General features: G+C 42.7%; 18 protein-coding genes and 1 pseudogene. 15 read left to right on the forward strand and 4 right to left on the reverse strand.

Annotated features, from left to right (window positions below; all coding sequences use genetic code 11):
* Positions 1-13: 13 nt before the first annotated feature.
* Positions 14-829 (reverse strand): lipase family protein, encoded by an 816-nt coding sequence (locus Xentx_RS05150; RefSeq protein WP_244149822.1) that lies wholly within the window; start codon positions 827-829, stop codon positions 14-16.
* Between the two features lie 439 nt (positions 830-1,268).
* Between Xentx_RS05150 and Xentx_RS05155 the strand changes: the two genes are divergently transcribed.
* The 3 genes from Xentx_RS05155 to def all read left to right on the forward strand — a co-directional run bounded on the left by Xentx_RS05155 (position 1,269) and on the right by def (position 4,588).
* On the forward strand, positions 1,269-2,639 hold the full coding sequence (locus Xentx_RS05155; RefSeq protein ID WP_074019205.1) for a pyridoxal-phosphate dependent enzyme: 1,371 nt from the start codon (positions 1,269-1,271) through the stop codon (positions 2,637-2,639).
* Positions 2,640-2,659: 20 nt separating this feature from the next.
* On the forward strand, positions 2,660-3,844 hold the full coding sequence (locus tag Xentx_RS05160; RefSeq protein ID WP_074019206.1) for a trans-sulfuration enzyme family protein: 1,185 nt from the start codon (positions 2,660-2,662) through the stop codon (positions 3,842-3,844).
* 243 nt (positions 3,845-4,087) lie between these two features.
* Positions 4,088-4,588, forward strand: coding sequence for a peptide deformylase (def, locus tag Xentx_RS05165; protein ID WP_074019207.1), 501 nt, complete (start codon positions 4,088-4,090; stop codon positions 4,586-4,588).
* A 192-nt stretch (positions 4,589-4,780) separates the two neighbouring features.
* Here def and mutH read toward each other — a convergent pair whose 3' ends face one another.
* The 3 genes from mutH to leuA form a co-directional block, all read right to left on the reverse strand.
* Positions 4,781-5,461, reverse strand: coding sequence for a DNA mismatch repair endonuclease MutH (gene mutH, locus Xentx_RS05170; protein WP_074019208.1), 681 nt, complete (start codon positions 5,459-5,461; stop codon positions 4,781-4,783).
* Positions 5,462-6,257: 796 nt separating this feature from the next.
* A complete protein-coding gene (leuB, locus tag Xentx_RS05175) occupies positions 6,258-7,397 on the reverse strand; it encodes a 3-isopropylmalate dehydrogenase (protein ID WP_074019209.1) in 1,140 nt (379 codons plus the stop codon).
* Positions 7,398-7,399: 2 nt separating this feature from the next.
* On the reverse strand, positions 7,400-8,992 hold the full coding sequence (gene leuA, locus Xentx_RS05180; RefSeq protein WP_074019210.1) for a 2-isopropylmalate synthase: 1,593 nt from the start codon (positions 8,990-8,992) through the stop codon (positions 7,400-7,402).
* An 898-nt stretch (positions 8,993-9,890) separates the two neighbouring features.
* Between leuA and leuO the strand changes: the two genes are divergently transcribed.
* From leuO to mraY, 12 genes and pseudogenes are all read left to right on the forward strand, one after another.
* Complete coding sequence (gene leuO / locus Xentx_RS05185; protein ID WP_074019211.1) at positions 9,891-10,838, forward strand: transcriptional regulator LeuO; 948 nt, start codon at positions 9,891-9,893, stop codon at positions 10,836-10,838.
* Between the two features lie 126 nt (positions 10,839-10,964).
* Positions 10,965-12,800 (forward strand): AMP-dependent synthetase/ligase, encoded by a 1,836-nt coding sequence (locus Xentx_RS05190; RefSeq protein WP_208607542.1) that lies wholly within the window; start codon positions 10,965-10,967, stop codon positions 12,798-12,800.
* 261 nt (positions 12,801-13,061) lie between these two features.
* Entirely contained in the window at positions 13,062-14,792 is a 1,731-nt protein-coding gene (ilvI, locus tag Xentx_RS05195; RefSeq protein ID WP_074019212.1) for an acetolactate synthase 3 large subunit, read from the forward strand.
* Positions 14,793-14,794: 2 nt separating this feature from the next.
* A complete protein-coding gene (gene ilvN, locus Xentx_RS05200) occupies positions 14,795-15,286 on the forward strand; it encodes an acetolactate synthase small subunit (RefSeq protein ID WP_167366745.1) in 492 nt (163 codons plus the stop codon).
* 88 nt (positions 15,287-15,374) lie between these two features.
* Positions 15,375-16,382, forward strand: coding sequence for a catabolite repressor/activator (gene cra / locus Xentx_RS05205; protein ID WP_074019213.1), 1,008 nt, complete (start codon positions 15,375-15,377; stop codon positions 16,380-16,382).
* Between the two features lie 648 nt (positions 16,383-17,030).
* Positions 17,031-17,489 (forward strand): division/cell wall cluster transcriptional repressor MraZ, encoded by a 459-nt coding sequence (mraZ, locus tag Xentx_RS05210; RefSeq protein WP_074019214.1) that lies wholly within the window; start codon positions 17,031-17,033, stop codon positions 17,487-17,489.
* Between the two features lies 1 nt (position 17,490).
* Entirely contained in the window at positions 17,491-18,435 is a 945-nt protein-coding gene (rsmH, locus tag Xentx_RS05215; RefSeq protein WP_074019215.1) for a 16S rRNA (cytosine(1402)-N(4))-methyltransferase RsmH, read from the forward strand.
* Positions 18,432-18,752, forward strand: coding sequence for a cell division protein FtsL (gene ftsL / locus Xentx_RS05220; RefSeq protein ID WP_074019216.1), 321 nt, complete (start codon positions 18,432-18,434; stop codon positions 18,750-18,752). Before rsmH ends, ftsL begins: the two co-directional genes overlap by 4 nt.
* Positions 18,753-18,779: 27 nt before the next feature.
* Positions 18,780-20,562 (forward strand): annotated as a pseudogene (locus tag Xentx_RS05225) (peptidoglycan glycosyltransferase FtsI).
* Entirely contained in the window at positions 20,549-22,036 is a 1,488-nt protein-coding gene (gene murE, locus Xentx_RS05230) for a UDP-N-acetylmuramoyl-L-alanyl-D-glutamate--2,6-diaminopimelate ligase (RefSeq protein ID WP_074019218.1), read from the forward strand. Before Xentx_RS05225 ends, murE begins: the two are co-directional and overlap by 14 nt.
* Entirely contained in the window at positions 22,033-23,415 is a 1,383-nt protein-coding gene (gene murF / locus Xentx_RS05235) for a UDP-N-acetylmuramoyl-tripeptide--D-alanyl-D-alanine ligase (protein ID WP_074019219.1), read from the forward strand. Before murE ends, murF begins: the two co-directional genes overlap by 4 nt.
* The gene (gene mraY, locus Xentx_RS05240) at positions 23,409-24,491 is read left to right on the forward strand and encodes a phospho-N-acetylmuramoyl-pentapeptide-transferase (RefSeq protein ID WP_074019220.1); all 1,083 of its coding nucleotides are present in this window, start codon (positions 23,409-23,411) and stop codon (positions 24,489-24,491) included. The genes murF and mraY overlap by 7 nt, the downstream gene beginning before the upstream one ends.
* Positions 24,492-24,501: the final 10 nt, after the last annotated feature.

Below are 24,501 nucleotides of genomic sequence, written 5' to 3' on the forward strand. Positions count from 1 at the left end.
TGTGAGTTCCTAACTATAAATTAATACAAGAATCAACATCACCGTATTTTGTGACTCTTTTGAACACATCTAAATCTAATCTGGCAATGTAGTCGATTAAATAGTGGCTACATAACGGCCCATCTGAAATATCTACATTGGTTTGAGATTTAAACTCGTTGATATAGTCCAATGAGGCATATCCCAGAATTTTAGGGGGCAGATGAGGTATGACATCATCGATATAGTTGAACACCACAAAATTGCTAAAGTTTTGGGTAACGTGTTTGGAGAATTCTCCGTTTCCTGGTCTTGGGCAGGCAAATAAACAGGCTGAGTGATCGGGAGTTATACGGCCAATTTCATACATCAGATAGGATGCAATTGCTGCGCCAAGGCTGTGACCGACTATAGTGAATTGATTATTTACCCCTATAAATTGGGTAATCGCTTCAGCTAATTTGAGATTGCTGTAATCACGGTGAGATTCAGGCTCAATGGTAATTAGCTTCATTGAGTCATAGACACTAAAAAAACCCTGGCTGACTTCTATCTTGGGGAAACGGGTCCACGGTGATGTAAAATCAATCAGTACACCATGGACATCTTCTAGCAAAATTGTGGGATCGGTTCCACGTATGGCAATAATATGTTTCTCTGGAGAATGTTTTTTTTCGGCCACTTTTTTTGCTACATAGCCATAACAGACATGATCGGGCAATTCGCTTTTTCTGGGCGTTACTGAGAAAGACAGATCATTTGCTGAGATATACGCTATAACTTTCCATCCGTCTTCTTCAATGCGCGGATCGGCTGGGGGAGTTGGATTATTGTAGTATTGTTTATTCATTTTCGCTGCATATAACACGAATGCCGCAAAATTGGCTGCCTCTCTGTATGTATACATAGGTGCCTCTTTTGTTTGTTCTTTATTGTTGAGGAGATGAGTTATTGAGATGTTTATTTGATGTAATTTAATTGTATGCCATTTTACCGGATTTTCTGGATTAAGGAATATACAGATTGAGTGATGTTTTGTTTAGATTGGAATAAAGTTATTATTGTGAGGAGCTTATTTCCATAAAGTCCCTGTTATTAACATTTATTTATTATTAAATGATAAATAAATGAGTTGGGAGCATGTTTTAATTTATCAATATCGAATTAATTAATTCCCTTTTGTTATATGTAGTTTTCTTTTGTTCTTTCAAATTGATTGCTATGCAGCGTTATTCTTTCTCAATATAAAAGTTTTATTTGCAAATTTTACCGATTATCAAGGGGCAAATATGGCAGCACCACATTCGGTTCTTGAACTTATAGGGAATACACCACTACTGGAATTGACTCATCTGGATACAGGCCCATGCCAGCTATTCATTAAGTTAGAGAATCAGAATCCTGGCGGGTCAATTAAGGATCGTGTTGCACTTTCAATGATTGAGCAGGCAGAAAAGCAGGGATTGTTAAAGCCAGGGGGCACCATCATTGAAGCCACGGCAGGTAACACAGGGATTGGGTTGGCGTTGGTTGCCGCCATGAAGGGCTATAAACTAATTTTGGTTGTACCTGATAAGATGAGCAGGGAAAAAATTTATCACTTGCGAGCGCTGGGAACCGATGTTCGCCTGACACGCTCTGATGTCGGAAAAGGGCATCCAGAATATTATCAAGACTATGCCCTGCGCTTGTCGAAAGAAATCAGTGGAGCTTATTATATTGATCAATTCAATAATCCTGCGAACTCAGCCGCGCATTTTGCTACCACGGGGCCGGAGATTTGGCAGCAGATGGAGCAGCATGTCGATGCTGTGGTAGTGGGTGTCGGTTCTGGCGGAACTCTTGGTGGCTTGAGCCAGTATTTTAAAGAAGTTTCCTCTCATACGGAATTTGTCCTCGCAGATCCTAAAGGTTCTATTCTTGCCGATTATGTTGAACATGGTCACTATGACGAAGCGGGTAGTTGGTTTGTGGAAGGTATTGGGGAAGATTTTGTCCCACCTCTTGGGGATTTTTCTCAGGTTCACCATGCTTATCGTATTACTGATGCAGAAGCGTTTGCTTGCGCTCGTAATTTACTACTGACAGAAGGGATCTTGGCGGGTTCTTCTTCAGGAACATTGTTAGCGGCGGCGCTACGTTATTGTCGTGCACAGACAACGCCGAAACGCGTAGTGACGTTAGCTTGTGACAGTGGTAATAAATATCTGTCGAAAATGTTTAATGATTACTGGTTATTGGAACAAGGACTCCGTTCACAACCACAAGAAAATAATTTGAGCGATTATATTACTTATCGTTATCAGGATGGTGCGACGGTTTCAGTTTCCCCACAAGATACCTTGCAGATTGCTTATAGCCGCATGCGCCTGTATGACATTTCACAGTTACCTGTGATCGAAAACGATCAAGTTGTCGGGCTTATTGATGAATGGGATCTCATGCATGCCATTCAGGCTAGTTCACGTAATTTCTCGTTGCCTGTTACTGAAGCGATGACCAATCAGGTTCATACGCTCAATAAAAAAGCGTCATTGGCGCAGTTAATTGCTACCTTTGATGCTGGTCATGTAGCCCTGATTGTTGATGATGACAATCATTTTCTGGGTCTTGTTACTCGTACCGATGTACTGAACGCATGGCGTCAACAACTCAATTAATCTCTTTCAGGAATAAATTAATGGCTAAGTTTGATAAGACTAAGTTTAATAGGATTAAATTTGATACACAAAGCGTTCATGCAGGCTATGTACCTGATCACACTGGTGCAGTGATGCCCGCAATCTATGCCACATCAACTTATGCTCAAGTTGCACCTGGCCAGCATACTGGATATGAGTATTCCCGTAGTGGGAATCCGACTCGTGATGCTTTAGAGCGTGCGATTGCTGAATTAGAGAATGGAACACGTGGTTATGCTTTTGGCTCTGGTCTGGCAGCCAGTTCGACCATTCTGGAGCTACTTGATAAAGATAGCCACATCATTGCGGTAGATGATCTCTATGGTGGGACTTACCGGCTGCTGGAAAAAGTGCGTCGCCGGACGGCGGGTTTGAAAGTCACTTATATTGAAGCAGGGGATACTGCGGCATTAGAATCAGCAATTCAGCCTGACACTAAAATGATTTGGGTGGAAACTCCGACTAACCCACTATTGAAATTGGCTGATTTAGCGGCGATTGCGCGAATTGCCAAGTGGCATAATATTATCAGCGTGGCAGATAACACTTTTGCTTCCCCTTATATTCAGCGTCCGCTTGATTTGGGTTTTGATATTGTTGTGCATTCTGCAACTAAGTATCTGAATGGTCATTCTGATGTTGTTGCGGGCCTTGCGGTGGTGGGAAATAACGCAGAGTTGGCCGAGCAAGTTGCCTTCTTGCAAAATTCTATTGGCGGCATTCTTGATCCGTTCAGTAGTTTCCTCGTCCTGCGTGGTATTAGGACATTGGCATTACGTATGGAGCGCCATATTGACAGCGCAGGGAGGATTGCACATTGGCTTGAGCAGCAGCCACAAGTTGAGAAAGTGTATTATCCTGGCCTTGCTTCTCATCCTCAGCATGAATTGGCAAAACGTCAGATGCGAGGTTTTGGTGGCATGATTTCCATTGTACTGAAAGGAGATGAAGATTATACGCGCCAGGTCATTAAGGAGCTGCAACTGTTTACATTGGCGGAAAGTTTAGGGGGGGTAGAGAGCTTGATTGGCCAGCCATTTACTATGACCCATGCTTCTATTCCGCTGGAAAATCGCCTGGCCGCTGGAATTACTCCACAACTGATCCGTATTTCTGTCGGTATTGAAAATGCAGATGATTTGATAGCGGATTTGTCTCAGGCATTTGAAAAAGTGAGTTTGTAACAAGAAAATAAAATAAGAAAGCTAATTTAATCAAAAAATTAAGATAACCAAAGATTGATGCCAAGCGATATTTTTCGTTTGGCATTTTTATTAAAATTATTTTTTAGTTTATTTTTCCATCCCGTAATAGGAACATATTCAATAGATTTCAAGGTGCAGTTAATAAGGTAGCAATTTGGAAGATAAAAATGTATATAGTAAAAGTAGCAACAATGGCAAAAGTAACAACAAGGGGCATACGCTATGGCAATTCTAGATATCCTCACAATCCCAGATGAAAGATTGAGACAAAAATGTGTTGATGTCACTGATTTTGATGAAATTCAAACGCTAATTGATGACATGCTGGAGACAATGTACAGCGCAGGTATTGGTTTGGCGGCTGCGCAGGTTGGTCGGAAAGAAGCGATTGCGGTCATTGATATTTCTCCAAATCGTGATCAGCCCATGGTTTTGGTTAACCCGAAAATCGTTGAAAAAGAGCGTCGTGTGGTGAATCAAGAGGGCTGCCTGTCGATACCGGGATATTATGCAGATGTTGAACGTTTTGAAAAAGTGAAGGTAGAAGCATTTGATCGGTTTGGTAAGCCGATTATGATAGAAAGCGAAGATTTTCTGTCAATTGTTATGCAGCATGAAATTGACCATTTGCATGGCATTGTTTTTATCGATTATCTGTCCCCATTGAAAAGACAAATGGCACTGAAAAAAGTGAAAAATAAATTAATAAATAAGGAGGATTAACTGCTGGGGAAATAAAGCCATTGTAAATTATTTCTTAATATATTTTGTAAAATTGTGGTTTCATACATAGCTATTATTTTATTTACTAATGATAAGTACACATGAAAAAGCTTAACATTATGCTACATAATTTTTCCACTGATCTGGATCTGATAGATACCACTGATGCCAGGGTAGGTACATATTTAAGAATTACAAAAAGAAATGGCGAGCTAATAGCGGCGCCGTGAAGTTTTTTTTCAAATAAAAACCTCTCGGTAACGTCATAATTGGCTGGCCATATTCTCCTATCGCTTCTGTCAATGCTCGGCTATTGGCGGCCTTGGGGCGCAATTGCAGCACTTCACCATGACGGGCAGTAATGCTTTCGATTTTTCCTAATACAATAAGATCCATGAGTTCTTCCCAATCACGTCGCAGCAGCTCTTCTTCAATTTCATTCGGGCTCCAAAGCAATGGAGAGCCTACACGGCGTTCAGATAGTGGAATACTTCTTTCCCCCTCGACGGGTATCCATAGGACGCGGGATAATTTACGCCTGACGTGGCAGTTTTTCCAAGTAATGCCGCTATTACCTGTTAAAGGAGCAACACAGACAAAGGTTGTTTCTAATGGATAACCGTTGCTATCCACAGGGATAGTTTTCAACTCGATACCGATATGTTCAAAATCTTGTTCAGGTTTACTACCCGCACTGGCACCTAAATAGTATTCAAGCAACATACCGACCCAACCTTTATCGCGTTTTAAATTGGGAGGAATAGAGAGTTTGGCCAGTGCAGCAAGTTCACCCATAGATAAGCCAGCCAGAGAATGGGCACGATTGAATAGTTGTTGTTCGTTCTCAGGTGGTGTCGGAGGTGTAAGGTACATGTTATAGAATATATTTTTTATTGGTTAAAAAATGTTCGTATGGATTTAGGGAAATCATTATCAATTTATTGTTAGCCTGAGCTCTTTGATAATAGCATGATATAAAAGATCTTTTCATTGGTATTTTCTGTATTAAAAATAGGCTTGTTATGATTGTTCACCTATTTCCAAGGATAATAAACAGGATCTTACACCATGTTATCCACAGATTTATGGGATAAATGATAAAAAGTGAGATCACTGGTTTGATTTACAGCCTTAATGAATGATGTTTTCTACAAAAATAGACGATTTTTGTTTAACTAAAAGGCATATCCTGTGGATAAATTCATCAATGATTAATATTTGCTCAATGCGAGAAAGATCAAAAATTTTTACCAGTGATATGCAAAGTTATAAGGGGTATAAAATGCACTAATGTGATGAAAAATAATAAATATTTATTTTATCTTATAGAGAGTGTAAAAATATGTAATAAAAGTATACCCGCTTTACCCCGCTCTTTTTCACATACATATCCACAGAAAAAGTGAATAAAATGGTTTGGCCAGACAATAAATGTTTATAACTTTAGCTTTTCCTGTGAATTAACCCTCTGGAGGCGTAAACCACGCGGATTTAAAATCGACCCATCCAAAAGTATCCATTTTTACTCTTCTCATACTGTATTTACCCTGTAATTCGCACCACTCTTAACTGATTCCCAATTTTTTTGAGTAATGGCATTCTTTACCAGCCAGTAAGCTATGTTACTGGCCTATTTTCAATAGCTATGTTTCTCTTTAGTTAGGTTTCCCTAAACTTCTTCGGTGATATAGCGTGTAATGATATCGCCCATTTCATCGGTGCTGACCGCAGTGTCATTACCCGCGAGATCTGCAGTACGATAACCTTGTTCCAAAGCATGGTTGATCGCCCGTTCAATAGCACCTGCGGCATCAAGGTATCCAAGGCTATAACGCAGCAACAATGCTGTGGATAATATTTGGGCTATTGGGTTAGCGATATTTTTACCTGCAATGTCAGGGGCAGAACCACCAGCAGGTTCATATAAGCCAAAACCTTTTTCATTCAGGCTAGCGGAAGGCAACATTCCCATTGAACCCGTGATCATAGCGCACTCATCGGATAAAATATCACCAAAAATATTGGAGCATAGTAGAACGTCAAATTGAGCGGGATTTTTGATCAGCTGCATGGTGGCGTTATCGATATACATATGTTCGATTACAACGTCAGGATAATCTTTGGCGATTTTGCTAACGACTTCACGCCATAACACGGAGCTTTGCAAAACATTCGCTTTATCAATCGAAGTGACCTTATGGCGGCGCTTGCGCGCAGATTCAAAAGCAATACGCGCTATCCGTTCTATCTCGAAACGATGATAAACTTCAGTATCAAAAGCACGCTCATATTTTCCTTCACCTTCGCGCCCTTTAGGTTGTCCAAAATAAATTCCGCCTGTCAGCTCACGGACGCACAAAATATCAAAGCCTCTGGCGGCAATATCATGGCGAAGGGGACAAAAAGATTCTAAGCCTGAATATAAGCGAGCAGGACGTAAGTTACTGAATAATTTAAAATACTTTCGCAATGGCAATAATGCCCCTCGTTCTGGCTGTTCGGCGGGCGGCAGATGCTCCCATTGCGGGCCACCTACGGAGCCAAATAGGATCGCGTCAGCCTTTTCGCAGCCGGTAATCGTTTCTTGAGGCAAAGGCGTACCATGACGCTCAATAGCAATCCCTCCCACATCATATTCGCTGGTTGTGATACGGATATTAAAACGATGACGGATGGCATCCAACACTTTGTAGGCTTGCTTCATAACTTCGGGGCCAATGCCATCACCAGGCAAAACAGCAATGTGGCAATGCTGAGTTTTTTGTTTGCCTGGAATCGTGTCATTTGAAATAGATTGGCTTGAAGTCATGATTATACCGTTTCCTTTTTGTTGTTCCGTTGATCGTTTCGAATACTGCTGTTTTGGGAGATGCGTCGCTTCTCTTTTTCTACTTGCTCTGCCTGCCAGATATTATTCAGAACATGGATCATTGCCTTGGCAGAGGAGCCAATAATGTCAGTTTCCAAACCCACTCCGTGGAAACGGCGGCCAAAACACTCCACGATAATATCAACTTGACCGAGAGCATTTTTACCATGCCCTTTACCAGATAATTGATAGGAAATTAATTCCAGAGGATAACCGGTAATGCGGTTGATAGCCTGATAGATGGCATCAACAGTACCATTGCCAGTTGAGGCTTCAGATTTGATTTCATCTCCGCAGGCCAGACGAACGGTTGCAGTAGGTACTACATTGGAGCCTGACTGAATACTGAAATAGTCCAGGCGGAAGTGTTCATGCTCTTGCTGCTGTTGGTTGATAAACACTAAGGCTTCCAAATCGTAATCAAACACCTGTCCTTTTTTGTCTGCCAATTTCAAAAATGCCTGATACAGCGCATCCAGATCGTAGTCACTCTCTTGATAGCCCATTTCTGTCATACGATGTTTTACTGCGGCACGTCCAGAACGTGATGTCAGGTTCAACTGGGTATCTTTCAGGCCGATGGATTCTGGCGTCATGATCTCGTAAGTTTCACGATTTTTCAGCACACCATCCTGATGAATGCCGGATGAGTGGGAAAACGCATTACTGCCAACAACGGCTTTATGAGCGGGGATTGGGGTACTGCTAATTTGGCTAACTAACTGACTGGTACGGTAAATTTCTTGATGGTTGATATTGGTATGCACGCCTAACATTTGCTGGCGCGTTTTGATAGTCATGATCACTTCTTCCAGTGAACAGTTACCTGCACGTTCTCCTAATCCATTGATAGTACCTTCTATTTGACGAGCACCTTCCTGAATGGCTGTAATGGAATTAGCGACGGACATGCCTAAGTCGTCGTGGCAGTGGACTGAAATAATCGCTTTATCAATATTGGGTACGCGATTAAATAATGTACGTATAATACCGCCAAATTGGTAAGGTGTTGTGTAACCAACCGTGTCTGGAATATTGACGGTAGTTGCGCCTGCTTTGATGGCTTGCTCGACAATTTTGCACAAATTATCGATATCTGTACGGCCTGCATCTTCACAGGAAAACTCAACATCGTCGGTGTAGTTGCGTGCCCGTTTGATGGAGCGAACCGCCATTTCTACAACATCATCAAAGGTCCTTTTTAATTTATGTTCGACGTGCAGATTTGAGGTAGCCAGTACCATATGCAGGCGGAAGGCTTCAGCGACTTTCAAGGCTTCAGCAGCGACATCAATATCTTTGTCAACACAGCGGGATAAGGCACAGATACGACTATTCTTGATTTCACGGGCGATAGTTTGAACTGATTCAAAATCTCCCGGAGAAGAGACTGGAAAACCGGCTTCAATAACATCAACTCCTAGCCTTTCCAGTGCATAAGCGATTTGCAGTTTCTCTTTCACACTCAGGCTAGCTTGTAATGCCTGTTCTCCATCACGTAACGTAGTATCGAAGATAATAACTTGCTGGCTCATGTTGTGCTCCTGTTAAATAGACTAACCATTTGATTTGATTAGATTGGATATCTTAGTTTGGTAACTGAATTTTATTTTTGAGCGCCGGCAGGTAAAAAAAACCCGCGCATGGCGCGGGTTTTTATGTCTGATGGAGGTTAACTTATCCCTATTTTCCATCTACCAGCATACCGCGCGCATTAAAGGCGATAATTAGTAGGCTTAGTAGAAGAACAGAATGAATCATGTGAGTTAACCTTTGTAAATTTGTTAATTTAGTTTTAATTGTCAATGTATTTTATAGATACTTTATCTAAAAAATAATGTCAAGCAGTATAAGTACGAATTTAGTGTGGATTGTGCACATTTTTGGTTTTTTATTGAACAATTGTTGAGCTTAGTGACTATTTTTTACATTTTTAGCGATGTTTTTATCTATTTTTTGTATCAATATATGGAGTAAAATCCTGCCCTGATGGATAATAAATGGGATGCCTGTTATTTTATACAGTCAACTACCTTTCTAAGGAACAAGGATAGATGGATGTTAACCACAGTGTTTTAGGTTAAGAAATCATAACCATATAGAATATTAATAAATTGTATTTTGATAGATTGGAGTTTCATTATTGGCTAATTGTTTGCGATACAGTCATTAGTGTAATTTTAGTTATAGCCATTAATATATAAGAAATTAATATTCATTCCTATAAAAATATTACGATTACGTAGATAAAAATATATTGGTTATGCATATTTTGGTTTTTGTACAAAAATGAATCTCAGTTTATTTTCTAAAAAATTTGGGTAATTAATCTTATGAATGGCTAAGGCTGTTTGTGATATTGAGCTGTTGCATTTAGATACAGTAAATATCCATATTTAATGAGAGAACTGCTATGTTTAATGGAGTGAAATAATGACGGAATACGACTCAATAGCGACAGAAAAAAAAGAATCATGCGATATTCAATTGCGTGGTGTGGATCTTAATTTGCTGACTGTTTTTAATACTGTAATGCAAATGCAGAATATTACACGCGCCGCTCAGGCATTGGGAATGTCACAACCGGCTGTCAGTAATGCAGTTGCACGTTTGAAGACGATGTTCGGTGATGAATTGTTTGTTCGTTATGGCCGAGGTATTCAGCCAACGGCGCGGGCAAAACAGCTTTTTGGACCGCTTAAGCAGGCACTGCAAATTGTTCATAATGAACTGCCTGGAGTGGGATTTGATCCCAGCAAGAGTACAAGGGTATTTAATCTCTCTATTTGTAGTCCCCTTGATATTCGTTTAGCTGCTCAAATTGTTGGGCAGATAAAAAAACAGGCTTCTAATATCGAAATTGTCATTAAAACACAAATTAATGATGATATTGAGGAGCAATTAAAATATCAGGAAATAGAATTTGTCATCAGTTATAACCAATTAGAATGTCCTAATTTCCATAATTATTCTCTGTTTAATGATGAATTAGTTCTGGCCGTTTCTAAACATCATCCTAGAATTAGTAAGGGAATTACTCAGCAACAATTGCAGGAAGAAAGACATGCCATAGTTGCATTGGATAACATAGATTCATTTAGTAAACCTCACTATGAAAATAACGAATTATTGCGTTCTGTTTCTTATCAAGGAACGGATTTAAATAGCGTTCTTAATATTGTCTCTCAGACTTATTTAGTTGCCATAGTACCAAAATGGATGGTTGAACACTATTCCGAACAGTTAAATATCTGTTCAGTATCTTTGCCTAATGGTCCGATTTTTCGTCCTTGCTATTTGATATGGCATGGTGCAACAGATCGGGATAAAGGCCATCAGTGGATGAAATCACTGTTAAGCCATCTTGGTGAACAAAAATAGATCACATGAAAGTAGAACGAGGGAGAAGATATCAAAAATGGACTTCCCCCTTTTACCAGGAATGAGTAGACTGCGCGAAAATAGCTAACATCTGTAAGCTGAAAGTAGGTAATACACTTACTAAAAATGCTGAATGAAATACTTATACAGGAATATATTGTGATAACAGATCCTCTGCACTCCTATCACTTGGTTAACCGATTGCAGCAGCAATTCAATGAATATCCAGAAAAAATTGCTTTTCGGCAGTGGTCTCCATCAGAACAACTGGAAATGAATTGGCGACAGGTTGAATGTACAACGAGATCGGTGGCAAAAGCATTACTGTCATTGAAAGTAGAAGTGCAGGGGAAAGTGGGTATTTTTGCGCAGAATTGTATGGCATGGTCATTGGCTGACTTAGCTATCCTTCAGCTTCGGGCTGTGACCGTGCCATTGTATGCGACCAATACTTGTGAGCAGGCTGCATTTATTCTTAATGATGCAGGAATACAGGTGTTATTTGTTGGTGGGCAGGAACAGTACGATATTGCAGTAACACTAATCGAACTGTGTCCTAAACTTGCTCATCTTATTGTCATGGATGAATCTGTAGACTTGAAAGAATGTCCGCAAGCATTGTATTTATCCGCCTTGATTAACAATGACTATTCGCAATATCAGGCAGAACTTAATAGCCGTATTGCGAGTCAGGATTTAAATGACCTTTTCACGCTAATCTACACCTCTGGTACAACAGGAGAGCCAAAAGGGGTGATGCTGGATTATCGGAATATGGCGGCACAGCTTTATCTGCATGACCAGAGGTTAACATTGACCAACCAGGATGTCTCACTCTGCTTTCTGCCGCTATCCCATATTTTTGAGCGGGCGTGGAGTTATTATGTCATGCACACTGGTGCCCTGAACGTCTATTTAACAGAGACTAATCTTGTGCGTGAAGCTATGTCTGATGTGCATCCGACAGTGATGTGTTCTGTCCCCCGTTTTTATGAAAAAGTGCATAGTGCGATCTTAGAAAAAGTTTCTCGCGCGCCTTTTTGGCGTAGGATGATTTTTAATTGGGCATTGAAGCGGGGAGAAGAGCGTTGGGTGCGTCAGCAGAAGAATAAAAAAGGATGCCCATTCACACGCTGTAGTTATCGATTGGCTGACAAATTGGTGTTGAACAAGCTCCGTGGGCTTTTGGGAGGACGAGTGCGTTTCTTGCCGGTGGCGGGAGCACGCCTTGATGATACTATCACCCGTTTTTTTCTATCCATTGGCCTGAATATCAAATATGGATATGGTATGACAGAAACTTGTGCCACGGTATCTTGCTGGGAAGAAAAAAATTATCTGTTAGGCTCAATTGGTACGCCATTGCCTGGGATTGATGTTCGCATTAGTGCGGAAGGGGAGATCCAGATGCGTGGTCCTATTGTAATGAAAGGTTACTTCAATCGCCCAGAGGAAACTGTCCATGCTTTTACGGAGGATGGTTGGTTGCGGACAGGCGATGCCGGAAGGTTAGACGATAATGATAATCTGTTTATTACCGAGCGCTTGAAAGACTTGATGAAAACGTCAACAGGTAAATATATTGCGCCACAAATGATTGAAGGGATGTTAGGGCAGGATCGTTTTATTGAACATATTGCAGTCATTGCTGATTCCCGCCAATTCGTTTCTGCTCTGATTGTTCCCAGTTATGAAGCGCTGGAAGAATACGCGAAATCTATCAATCTCCATTATCGCGATCGCCTTGAACTGTTGTGTAATCATCAGGTTATAGCTCTGTTTGAACGGCGCTTAAAGGAAATGCAGAAAAATGTTGTCAAATTCCATCAGGTCAAACGATTTATTCTTTTGCCAGAAGCCTTTTCAATGGAAAAAGGAGAATTAACACCGACATTAAAATTACGTCGTAAGGTTATTTCTCAGCGTTATCAGCGCGAAATTGAATCTATGTATCGGGATTGAAAATAGATAAAAGTTCGGCTCTTCTTCAACGGATGTTTTCAATATGTAAATTGATGTTTGCTAACACTTGTATCTAACGTTATGTTAGTTAATGTAGCGTTATCGAAATAGTACGTTATCAAAATAGTACGTTATCAAAATAACGTTGAACGTAATTCACTCTCTATAAATAAAAATAGAATGGGATAAATAAGGTAACTTTTTCGTTACCTTATGAAATTCAGACAATTAACTTGCAAACAGAGCCTGGAGGCAAACTCGATGGAGATGTTGTCAGGAGCCGAAATGGTTGTCAGATCGCTAATCGATCAAGGCGTTGAACATGTGTTCGGTTATCCGGGCGGGGCGGTACTGGATATTTATGATGCCCTGCATACGCTTGGGGGAATCGAACATATTTTAGTGCGCCATGAACAGGGTGCTGTTCATATGGCGGATGGATATGCGCGTAGTACGGGAAAAGTTGGGGTTGTTTTAGTCACTTCAGGGCCAGGGGCAACGAATGCCGTCACAGGCATTGCAACGGCATATATGGATTCAATTCCTATGGTCGTGTTATCTGGTCAGGTTGCCAGTTCCCTGATAGGTAATGATGCTTTTCAAGAGTGCGATATGGTGGGAATTTCCCGTCCCATCGTGAAGCATAGTTTTCTGGTGAAAAAAGCAGAAGATATCCCAAATACAATTAAAAAAGCTTTTTACCTGGCTGCAAGTGGTCGACCCGGGCCTGTTGTTATCGATTTTCCCAAAGATACTGTCAACCCTACATTGAAATTCCCGTATGTGTATCCTGAAAAAGTTAACATGCGTTCTTATAACCCTACTGTTCAGGGACACAAGGGGCAAATTAAACGTGTATTGAAGACGCTGATGAGGGCAAAAAAACCCGTGATTTATGTCGGGGGTGGTGCCATAAATTCAGCATGTACGACTGAATTGTTGAAGTTGGCTGAACATTTTCACATTCCGGTCGTCAGTTCGTTGATGGGATTAGGTGCATTTCCTGCAACACATCGCCAAAGCTTAGGAATGCTGGGGATGCACGGGACTTTTGAAGCGAATAAAGCAATGCACAACTCTGATGTTATTTTTGCAGTGGGTGTGCGTTTTGACGATCGAACAACCAATAATTTGGAAAAATATTGCCCGGAAGCAACTGTATTACATATTGATATCGATCCAACCTCAATTTCAAAAACGGTAACAGCAGATATCCCTATTGTTGGTGATGCTAAACAGGTACTTGGTCAGATGCTGGAATTATTGGATTCCATAGAAGAAGATACCCAAGATCCTGATGCCCTGAAAGATTGGTGGCTTTCGATTGAACAATGGCGCAGCCGCAAGTGTCTTGATTATGATCACACGACAGCGAAGATCAAGCCACAGGCGGTCATTGAAACCCTTTATCGTCTAACCAAAGGGGAAGCCTATATTGCGTCAGATGTTGGCCAGCATCAGATGTTTGCTGCTTTGTATTACCCATTTGATAAACCAAGACGTTGGATCAATTCTGGTGGTTTAGGAACGATGGGGTTTGGCTTGCCTGCTGCGCTCGGCGTGAAGCTGGCGAAGCCTGAAGCCACGGTAGTGTGTGTAACAGGGGATGGCAGTATTCAGATGAATATTCAAGAATTGTCTACTGCCTTGCAATATGGTCTGCCTGTTCTGGTGCTGAATCTGAATAACCGTTTCTTGGGTATGGTGAAACAATGGCAGGATATGATATACGCGGGTCGTCATTCTCAATCCTACATGGAATCCCTGCCTGATTTCGTCAAATTGGCAGAGTCTTATGGGCATATTGGCGTCTCCATCCAAACTTATGATGAGTTGGAGGCTAAATTGACCCAAGCACTGCATGAAGTCACTGAAAATCAACGTTTGGTTTTTGTGGATGTTACCGTTGACGAAACAGAACATGTTTATCCAATGCAGATCCGAGGCGGAGCAATGGATGAAATGTGGTTAAGCAAAACAGAGAGGACCTGATCATGCGCCGGATTTTGTCTGTATTACTTGAAAATGAATCGGGAGCATTATCCCGCGTGGTTGGCTTGTTTTCCCAACGGGGTTATAACATCGAAAGCTTGACTGTTGCTCCTACTGAAGATCCTACATTGTCACGTATGACTATCCAAACCAAAGGTGATGCCAAGGTATTGGAACAAATTGAAAAGCAATTGCATAAATTGGTGGATGTATTGCGGGTCAATGAATTAACAGCAGGGCCTCATGTTGAGCGGGAAATCATGCTGGCTAAATTACAAGCCAGTGGATACGCACGGGAAGAGATTAAACGCAGCACAGATATTTTTCGCGGGCAGATCGTTGATGTGACTTCAACACTCTATACCGTCCAATTAGTCGGAACGAGTGAAAAACTGGACGCTTTTCTTGATTCAGTCAGAGAAGTGGCTGAGATCGTCGAAGTAGCGCGCTCGGGCATAGTTGGTGTCTCTCGCGGAGATAAAATTATGCGATGAAAAATCGTAATCTGCGGGTTAAAATACAGATATTCATTGAGCCCTACTGTAAAGTAGGGCTTTTTCATAATCTTACTGAGGGGTTAATGTGAAACTGGATGAGATCGCCCGCTTAGCAGGTGTTTCACGTACTACGGCCAGTTATGTCATCAATGGTAAAGCCAAGCAGTATCGGGTCAGCGATAAAACGGTAGAAAAAGTGATGGCAGTGGTCAAGGAACATAATTATCATCCTAATGCTGTCGCCGCTGGCCTTCGGGCGGGAAGAACCCGTTCAATTGGTTTAGTCATACCCGACCTGGAAAATACGAGCTACACACGTATTGCCAATTATCTTGAACGTCAGGCACGGCAACGTGGCTACCAGTTGTTGATCGCATGTTCTGAAGATCAGCCTGATAATGAAATGCGCTGTGTTGAACATCTTTTGCAACGTCAGGTTGACGCGATCATTGTTTCTACCGCTTTGCCGCCTGAGCATCCTTTCTACCAGCGTTGGGCAAATCGCTCATTGCCAATCATCGCACTTGACCGTGCCCTGGACAGCGAACATTTTATCAGTGTGGTTGGGGATGATCTCGAAGATGCGAAGATGCTGGCACAGGAATTGCGTCAATTCCCGGCTGAATCTGTCCTTTATTTGGGAGCATTACCTGAATTATCGGTCAGTTTTTTGCGTGAACAAGGCTTCCGTGAAGCGTGGGAACATGATCCACGGGAAGTAAACTATCTTTATGCCAATAGCTATGAACGTGAAGCTGCGGCAGAAGTATTTGCATCGTGGTTGGAAGCAAACCTCGTTCCTCAGGCTTTGTATACGACTTCATTTGCGTTACTTCAGGGCGTCATGGATACGCTTCTCAAGCGCAGTGGCCGGTTACCAAGTCAATTGGTTATTGCTACATTTGGTGATCATGAGTTGCTTGATTTCCTTGAATGTCCGGTATTATCGGTGGCACAACGCCATCGTGATGTTGCTGAACGTGCCCTTGAACTGGTATTAGCCAGTTTGGATGAAAAGCAGCGTCCAACCCCCGGAATAACCCGAATGCGTCGTCATCTATGTCGTCGCGGTAAGTTAAGTCGAAAAGCCTGATTGAGTACCCTCATTAAAGATGAGGGTGCTATTTGCCTGCCTAATATCATCAAAATACGCGCATTAAGGTAATTTTGAGATTATTCTTACTAAAATTCTTCTAAATGGCTTTTTATAACCGTGAAAATCGATAATGTGTTATTTAAATTCACAAGATGAATAATTTTGTGATAAAGAGTTATTGTTTATGTAAGTTATTTGTTGTTTGAGAGTTATTTTTTTACTTTATTGATATATAATCGTTTTATGTTTTTAGATAAATGCAAAATTTCAATATGTTATTATTTTTTATACTGTTGTAACTTAAATATATAGTTATTATTAATAAGTTTATGTTGATTAACAATCGAGCAATAATGAGATATGGGTTACATAAATTAATTTAAGTGGTAATTAATTGTACTAAATTCCACACTAAATAAGGCTCTCTACAGATTTATTAAATTATTGAAAATTATCATAGTGTTATCTATTATTATTATAGCCAAAACTAAAAAATCCTTCTTTTTCTCTTCCGAATCTTTCTGTAAATCTAGCTAAAGCGCACGGGCTCTGGCTTGACAAGGTTTTCATACCATCCGTAAACTCTTAATTGTGGTGATTTGTGGGATAATGTGGAGATTTGGGCCATCAAGGGGTAACCTGAGTATGTTTCGTGGAGCAACGCTGGTTAATCTCGATAGCAAAGGGCGGCTTACTGTACCAGCCCGATATAGAGAAATGCTGAATGAAGCATCAACAGGCCAAATGGTTTGTACTATTGATCTTCATCAGCCGTGCTTGTTGCTTTATACATTACCCGAATGGGAAATCATCGAAAAAAAATTATCTCGCTTATCCAGCATGAATCCAGCCGAACGTCGTGTTCAACGTTTGTTATTGGGACACGCCAGTGAATGTCAAATGGACAGTGCAGGACGTCTTTTATTAGCCAGCACACTGCGTCAGCACGCAGGGCTAACAAAAGAGGTCATGCTGGTTGGGCAATTTAATAAATTTGAATTGTGGGATGAACAAGTTTGGTATCAACAGGTACAGAATGATATTGCGGTTGAGCAATCCACACAAGAACCTCTATCAGCAAGGCTACAGGATTTATCACTATAACATGGCAAATAGTCATTTTAAGCATACCAGTGTACTGCTGGATGAAGCTGTCAATGGACTGAATATTCAAGAAGATGGAATTTATATCGATGGAACATTTGGGCGAGGGGGACATTCTCGCCTGATTTTGTCGAAATTGGGACTTAATGGACGTTTGATGGCGATCGATCGTGACCCACAAGCCATTGAAGCGTCAAAGGCCATTACGGACAAGCGTTTTTCTATTACTCATGGGCCATTTTCTGAGTTGGCAACTTATGTAGAAGATGCTGGTTTGGTTGGAAAAATTAATGGCGTATTACTGGATTTAGGGGTTTCTTCCCCACAACTGGATGATCCTGAACGTGGTTTTTCATTTATGCGTGATGGGCCATTGGATATGCGTATGGATACCACACGTGGGCAGTCTGCCGCAGAGTGGTTGTTAAAAGCTGAAGCAGATGACATCGCATGGGTGTTAAAAACATTTGGTGAAGAACGTTTTGCCAAGCGTATCGCGAAGGCCATTGTGGCACGCAATCAGGAACAACCTATTACGCGTACCCGAGAGCTGGCAGAGTTAATTGCTCAGGCCAGCCCGATTAAAGAAAAACATAAGCATCCGGCAACACGCAGCTTTCAGGCTATCAGAATTTACATTAACAGTGAACTGGAGGAGATAGAACGTGCATTAGATGGCGCACTGCGCGTTCTGGCACCACAAGGGCGATTATCTGTCATCAGTTTCCACTCGTTGGAAGATCGCATAGTGAAACGCTTTATCCGACAACACAGTCAGGGGCCACAGGTTCCAGTCGGTTTGCCTCTCACGGAAGCGCAGTTAAAAACGTTGGGAGGAAGAAGTCTGAAATCCATTGGCAAAATGAAACCCTCAGAGGGTGAAGTAGCCACAAACCCAAGAGCGCGGAGCTCGGTTTTGCGGTTTGCTGAAAAGGTGGGTGAATGATGGCTGGTGAACGTCATGGGTTAGTTGGAGTGATTGGTAACGATTTAATTCGTAATGCCAAACTCCCACTGATTTTGCTGGTAGCCGTTGTAGTTTCAGCTATCAGCGTTGTGACGGTCACACATCAGACCCGCTTATTGACTGCGGAAAAAGAGCGTCAAGTGATCCAGCTTGATGCTCAGGATATTGAGTGGCGTAATCTGCTCCTTGAAGAGAACGCACTGGGTGATCACAGTCGGGTTGAACGGATTGCGACTGAAAAATTGCAGATGCAACACGTTGATCCAAGTAAAGAGAATATTGTGATCACTCAATAAGTCCAGTTGACAACCAAAAGGTGGGCGATGAAAGCTGCACGCTCTTTAAAGTTGAAAAAGCAAGAAGATAAAGCAAGTTTTGTAAGCTGGCGTTTTGCCTTGTTATGTGGAGGCATTGGTGTTGCTTTAATCGGGCTTTTGATTCGTGTTGCCTATTTGCAGATCATCAGTCCTGATCGTTTGGTAAAAGAAGGTGATTCGCGTTCCCTGCGTATCCAATCTGTTCCGACTGCCCGTGGCATGATTAATGATCGCAATGGGCGCCCATTGGCAGTGAGTGTGCCTGTTGATGCAGTCTGGGCAGATCCCAAGGAAGTGTTTGAAAAAGGCGGCATCACAAATGACACTCGTTGGCAAGCTTTGGCTGATGCCCTTTCTATTCCTTTTGAACAATTAACCAGCAAAATTAGCGAATATCCCAAGGGACGTTTTGTTTATCTTGCTCGTCAAGTGAATACGTCTATCGGCGATTATGTCGAGAAATTGAGGTTACCTGGTATCTATTTGCGTCAGGAATCCCGCCGTTATTATCCGGCAGGGCAGGTGACAGCACATATTATTGGAGTGACCAATATTGATGGTAAAGGCATTGAGGGCGTTGAAAAGAGCTTTGATAACTGGTTGACCGGCATGCCGGGAAGCCGAACTGTTCGTAAAGATCGTACGGGGCGTGTTATTGAGGATATTTCATCTACGGATAGCAGAGCTGCCCACGATCTGACGCTCAGCATAGATGAGCGTCTTCAGACTTTGGTGTATCGCGAATTGACGAAAGCGGTTGCACTGAACAAAGCCGAATCAGGTACAGCAGTACTGGTGGATGTCAATACAGGCGAAGTCTTGGCGATGGCAAACAGCCCATCTTATAACCCAAATAATTTGGCTGGAACGCCGAAAGATGCGATGCGTAACCGCGCCATCACCGATATCTTCGAGCCAGGCTCCACGGTGAAACCGCTGGTGGTGATGAGTGCACTGAATAGTGGCATTGTCAAAGAAAATACGGTGTTAGATACCAGACCATATCGATTAACGTATGGATCGCGGGGGCATGAAATTAAAGATGTTGCACCACGCCCTGAGTTAACTATCACCGGGATATTACAGAAGTCGAGTAACGTTGGAGTTTCCAAGCTGGCGTTAGCGATGCCTGCCTCAGAGGTGGTAAATGTTTATTCACGCTTTGGGATGGGAAAACCGACCAATTTGGGGCTGGTCGGAGAAAGTAGTGGCTTATTTCCAACTAATAAACAACGGTGGTCAGATCTTGATAGGGCCACCTTTTCTTTCGGCTACGGACTGATGGTAACGCCGTTACAGTTAGCGCGAGTCTATGCAACGATAGGCAGCCTGGGTATTTATCGCCCATTGTCAATTACCAAAGTCGATCCTCCCGTACCGGGCACCCGAGTATTTCCTGAAACTGTTATGCGGACCGTGGTGCACATGATGGAGAGTGTGGCATTACCAGGGGGAGGCGGTGTACGGGCAGCGATAAAAGGTTATCGCATTGCCGTTAAAACGGGTACGGCAAGAAAAGTCGGGCCGGATGGCAGATATCTCAATAATAAGCATATTTCTTATACCGCTGGAATTGCACCGGCGAGTAATCCACGGTTTTCACTGGTTGTGATCATTAATGATCCACAAGCAGGCAAATATTATGGTGGTGCAGTTGCAGCACCTATCTTCGGCACAATCATGAGTGGTGTTTTACGTACCATGAATGTTGAACCAGATGCATTGCCTGTAGGCGATAAAAACGAATTTGTGATTAATCAATAAAGAGGATAAAAGTGGCAGATCGTAATTTGCGCGATTTACTGGCTCCTTGGGGTGTTGATACACCTGAGCTTCCGCTGCGTGAAATGACATTGGATAGCCGTAAGGCGGCTGCCGGAGATTTGTTTGTTGCGGTTAAAGGGCATCAAACAGACGGTCGAAAGTATATTCCTCAATCCATCGCTCAAGGTGTCGCTGCGGTGATTGCAGAAGCGAAGGAAAAAGCGGATAACGGCACTGTGCAGAAAATGCACGGTGTGCCTATTATCTATCTGGATAATTTGAATAACAAATTATCAAAGCTAGCCGGCGAATTTTACCAACATCCCGGCAATAAACTGAAATTGGTTGGAGTGACTGGCACCAACGGGAAAACAACAACAACACAATTGTTGGCGCAATGGAGCCAGGGGCTTGGCGAAACCAGTGCCGTGATGGGAACAGTAGGAAATGGTTTGCTGGGCATGATAGTACCCAGCGAAAACACGACTGGTTCTGCGGTTGATATCCAGCTTGATTTACAGCAACTTGCTAACCAAAATGCCACTTTTGTTGCGATGGAAGTTTCTTCGCATGGTCTGGTTCAGGGAAGAGTGGCAGCATTGCCATTTCAGGCTGCTATTTTTACTAATTTAAGCCGTGATCACCTTGATTATCATGGTGATATGGAAAATTACGAAGGTGCCAAATGGCGACTGTTCAGTGACCATGGTGTAAAGCAGAAAATCATTAATGTTGATGATGCTGTTGGGCAGAAGTGGTTGTCTCGTTTGCCGGATGCAGTTGCTGTCTCGATGGAAAATAACTTGCCAGAAAATTGGCAGGGGCGTTGGCTATCGGCCAGTGAAGTGCATTATCACGATAAAGGTGCTTCCATCACATTTAATTCCAGTTGGGGGGATGGAACGTTCAATAGCCCTCTTATGGGCGCGTTCAATGTGAATAACTTACTATTGGCGCTTGCAACTTTGTTGTCCCTGGACTATCCCCTGAAGAAACTGCTATCGACGGCTTCTTGTCTGAAGCCTGTTTGTGGACGTATGGAAGTTTTTTCTGCTGCTGGTCGTCCAACGGTTGTGGTTGATTATGCTCACACGCCTGATGCCTTGGAAAAAGCATTATCTGCGGCTCGTCTGCACTGTAAAGGGCAACTTTGGTGTGTATTTGGTTGTGGTGGTGATCGCGACAAAGGCAAACGTCCATTAATGGGGAGTATCGCAGAGCAGGGCGCTGATCGTGTGATTGTCACTGATGATAATCCTCGCAGTGAAGAGCCTCAGTCAATTGTGGCTGATATCCTGCAAGGATTCATCGATCCAGGACAGGCGACAGCGATTCATGGGCGGGTTGAGGCAGTCACCAGTGTCATTATGCAGGCAAGCGAAGAAGATGTTGTTCTGGTGGCAGGCAAAGGCCATGAAGATTACCAACTGGTTGGCAATCGTCGTCTGGATTACTCAGATCGTCTGACCGTTGCGCGTTTGCTGGGGGTAATTGCATGATCCCTCTGACACTACAACAATTAGCACAGTTGACGGGTGGCTTGTTATATCGTGTGACCGAACAGCAAGCTGAAACTTTGCAAATTAATGCGGTGGAAACTGATAGTCGTAAGATCGTGCGTGGCGGGTTGTTTATTGCCTTAAAAGGGGAAAAATTCGATGCACATGATTTCGCTGATGATGTAGCACAGCAGGGCGCTGGTGCTTTATTGGTTAGCCGTTATCTGGATATTGATTGCCCTCAGGTTGTGGTTAAAGACACTCGTTTGGCGATGGGAAAACTGGCGGGTTGGGTTCGTCAACAAAGTAAAGCACGCATAGTGGCTTTAACGGGCTCATCAGGTAAAACATCCGTAAAAGAGATGACAGCGGCAATCTTGCGTCAGTGTGGCAATACCCTTTATACCGCGGGTAACTTTAACAATGACGTTGGAGTGCCATTAACTTTGTTCAGGCTTACTGATAAACACCAGTTTGCTGTAATTGAACTGGGAGCGAACCATATCGGTGAAATTTCTTATACTACAGAAATGACGCGTCCTGTAAGTACATTGGTCAATAACCTCTTTTCTGCCCATTTGGAAGGATTTGGCTCTTTGGCTGGGGTTGCAAAGGCAAAAGGTGAAATTTTTGCGGGCCTTGCTCCGACCGGAACCGCAATAATCAATCTGGATAGCAATGATTGGGAAAATTGGCAGCACAGCATTAGCGCTCAGCAAACAGTATGGCGCTTTTCCGCTTCATCAACAACGGAGGCGGATTTTTACCCAACAGATATTTTAGAACAACCGTTGGCCACGCATTTTTGTCTCCATAGCCCAATAGGGAGCGTTGAACTGACATTGCCATTGCCAGGAAAACACAATGTTGCCAATGCATTGGCAGCCAGTGCGCTGGCTATTTCTGTTGGTGCATCGCTGGATGATATTCGTACCGGACTATCGGGATTGCAGGCGGTTGCAGGACGTTTATTTCCTATTCCTCTGACCGAGGGAAAAATGATATTAGACGACACCTATAACGCGAATCCGGGCTCTATGATAGCTGCAGCGAATGTGCTAGCGCAGATGTCCGGTTATCGAGTCATGGTTGTTGGTGATATGGGAGAGTTGGGGAAGCATGCGATTGAGTGCCATCGTGAGGTAGGCGAAGCCGTGGCATCTACAAACATAGATAAGGTACTCAGCGTTGGGGCTTTCAGTGCCCATATTAGTGATACGAGTGGTCGGGGGCAGCATTTCTCAAACAAGACTGAATTAGTTGCAGCGCTGCTTCCTTTATTGGAACAACACGAAATGATTTCCATATTAATTAAAGGTTCACGTAGCGCCGCAATGGAAGAGGTAGTGAACGTGCTGAAGGAGAACTTCCAATGTTAGTTTGGCTAGCCGAATATTTGGTTAAGTATCACACCGGTTTTAACGTCTTCTCATATTTGACGTTCAGAGCCATTGTCGGCTTGCTTACTGCATTATTCATCGCGCTATGGATGGGGCCAAGATTGATCGCTTATCTGCAAAAACTGCAAATAGGTCAAGTTGTACGCGATAACGGTCCTGAATCCCATTTTAGTAAGCGTGGGACACCGACAATGGGGGGATTGTTGATTTTGTTCTCCATTACGATCTCTGTATTACTGTGGGCTCGTTTGGATAATTCATATGTCTGGTGTGTTTTGCTTGTTTTAGTCGGTTATGGCGTTGTGGGATTTGTTGATGATTATCGTAAAGTGGTGCGTAAAGACACCAAGGGACTAATTGCTCGTTGGAAATATTTCTGGCAGTCCGTTATCGCTTTGGGTGTCGCGTTTGTCATGTACAGCATCGGCAAAGATACATCTGCAACTCAATTAGTTGTGCCATTCTTCAAAGAGGTTATGCCGCAACTGGGTTTGCTTTACATTCTGCTGACTTATTTTGTGATTGTAGGAACCAGTAACGCGGTGAACCTGACTGATGGATTGGATGGCCTTGCCATTATGCCAACAGTACTCGTTGCAGCAGGTTTTGCCTTGGTAGCATGGGCAACGGGTAACGTGAATTTTGCTAACTACCTGCATATCCCTTATTTGAGCCACGCGGGTGAATTGGTGATTGTCTGTACTGCGATTGTCGGTGCAGGGCTGGGTTTCTTGTGGTTTAACACTTATCCGGCGCAAGTGTTTATGGGAGATGTTGGTTCATTGGCTCTGGGCGGGGCATTAGGAACCATTGCTGTATTGCTGCGTCAAGAGTTCCTGCTGATCATTATGGGGGGCGTTTTTGTGGTGGAAACGTTGTCTGTCATCTTGCAGGTTGGCTCATTCAAACTGCGTGGACAGCGTATTTTCCGTATGGCACCGATTCACCATCACTATGAATTGAAAGGTTGGCCAGAGCCACGCGTTATTGTGCGCTTTTGGATTATTTCCTTAATGTTAGTGTTGATTGGTCTGGCAACGCTGAAGGTACGTTAATCATGGCTGA

Origin of the sequence: Xenorhabdus thuongxuanensis, from assembly GCF_001908095.1 — a bacterium.
Classification (GTDB): domain Bacteria; phylum Pseudomonadota; class Gammaproteobacteria; order Enterobacterales; family Enterobacteriaceae; genus Xenorhabdus; species Xenorhabdus thuongxuanensis.

Bases quoted from the DNA above. Each gene is read 5' to 3' on its own strand.
- ftsL (WP_074019216.1), top strand. From the start codon at position 18,432: ATGATGGCTGGTGAACGTCATGGGTTAGTTGGAGTGATTGGTAACGAT.
- leuA (WP_074019210.1), bottom strand. From the start codon at position 8,992: ATGAGCCAGCAAGTTATTATCTTCGATACTACGTTACGTGATGGAGAA.
- Xentx_RS05155 (WP_074019205.1), top strand. From the start codon at position 1,269: ATGGCAGCACCACATTCGGTTCTTGAACTTATAGGGAATACACCACTA.
- ilvI (WP_074019212.1), top strand. From the start codon at position 13,062: ATGGAGATGTTGTCAGGAGCCGAAATGGTTGTCAGATCGCTAATCGAT.
- mraY (WP_074019220.1), top strand. From the start codon at position 23,409: ATGTTAGTTTGGCTAGCCGAATATTTGGTTAAGTATCACACCGGTTTT.
- murF (WP_074019219.1), top strand. From the start codon at position 22,033: ATGATCCCTCTGACACTACAACAATTAGCACAGTTGACGGGTGGCTTG.
- mutH (WP_074019208.1), bottom strand. From the start codon at position 5,461: ATGTACCTTACACCTCCGACACCACCTGAGAACGAACAACAACTATTC.
- leuO (WP_074019211.1), top strand. From the start codon at position 9,891: ATGACGGAATACGACTCAATAGCGACAGAAAAAAAAGAATCATGCGAT.
- Xentx_RS05160 (WP_074019206.1), top strand. From the start codon at position 2,660: ATGGCTAAGTTTGATAAGACTAAGTTTAATAGGATTAAATTTGATACA.
- def (WP_074019207.1), top strand. From the start codon at position 4,088: ATGGCAATTCTAGATATCCTCACAATCCCAGATGAAAGATTGAGACAA.
- mraZ (WP_074019214.1), top strand. From the start codon at position 17,031: ATGTTTCGTGGAGCAACGCTGGTTAATCTCGATAGCAAAGGGCGGCTT.
- Xentx_RS05150 (WP_244149822.1), bottom strand. From the start codon at position 829: ATGAATAAACAATACTACAATAATCCAACTCCCCCAGCCGATCCGCGC.
- leuB (WP_074019209.1), bottom strand. From the start codon at position 7,397: ATGACTTCAAGCCAATCTATTTCAAATGACACGATTCCAGGCAAACAA.
- rsmH (WP_074019215.1), top strand. From the start codon at position 17,491: ATGGCAAATAGTCATTTTAAGCATACCAGTGTACTGCTGGATGAAGCT.
- Xentx_RS05190 (WP_208607542.1), top strand. From the start codon at position 10,965: ATGCTGAATGAAATACTTATACAGGAATATATTGTGATAACAGATCCT.
- ilvN (WP_167366745.1), top strand. From the start codon at position 14,795: ATGCGCCGGATTTTGTCTGTATTACTTGAAAATGAATCGGGAGCATTA.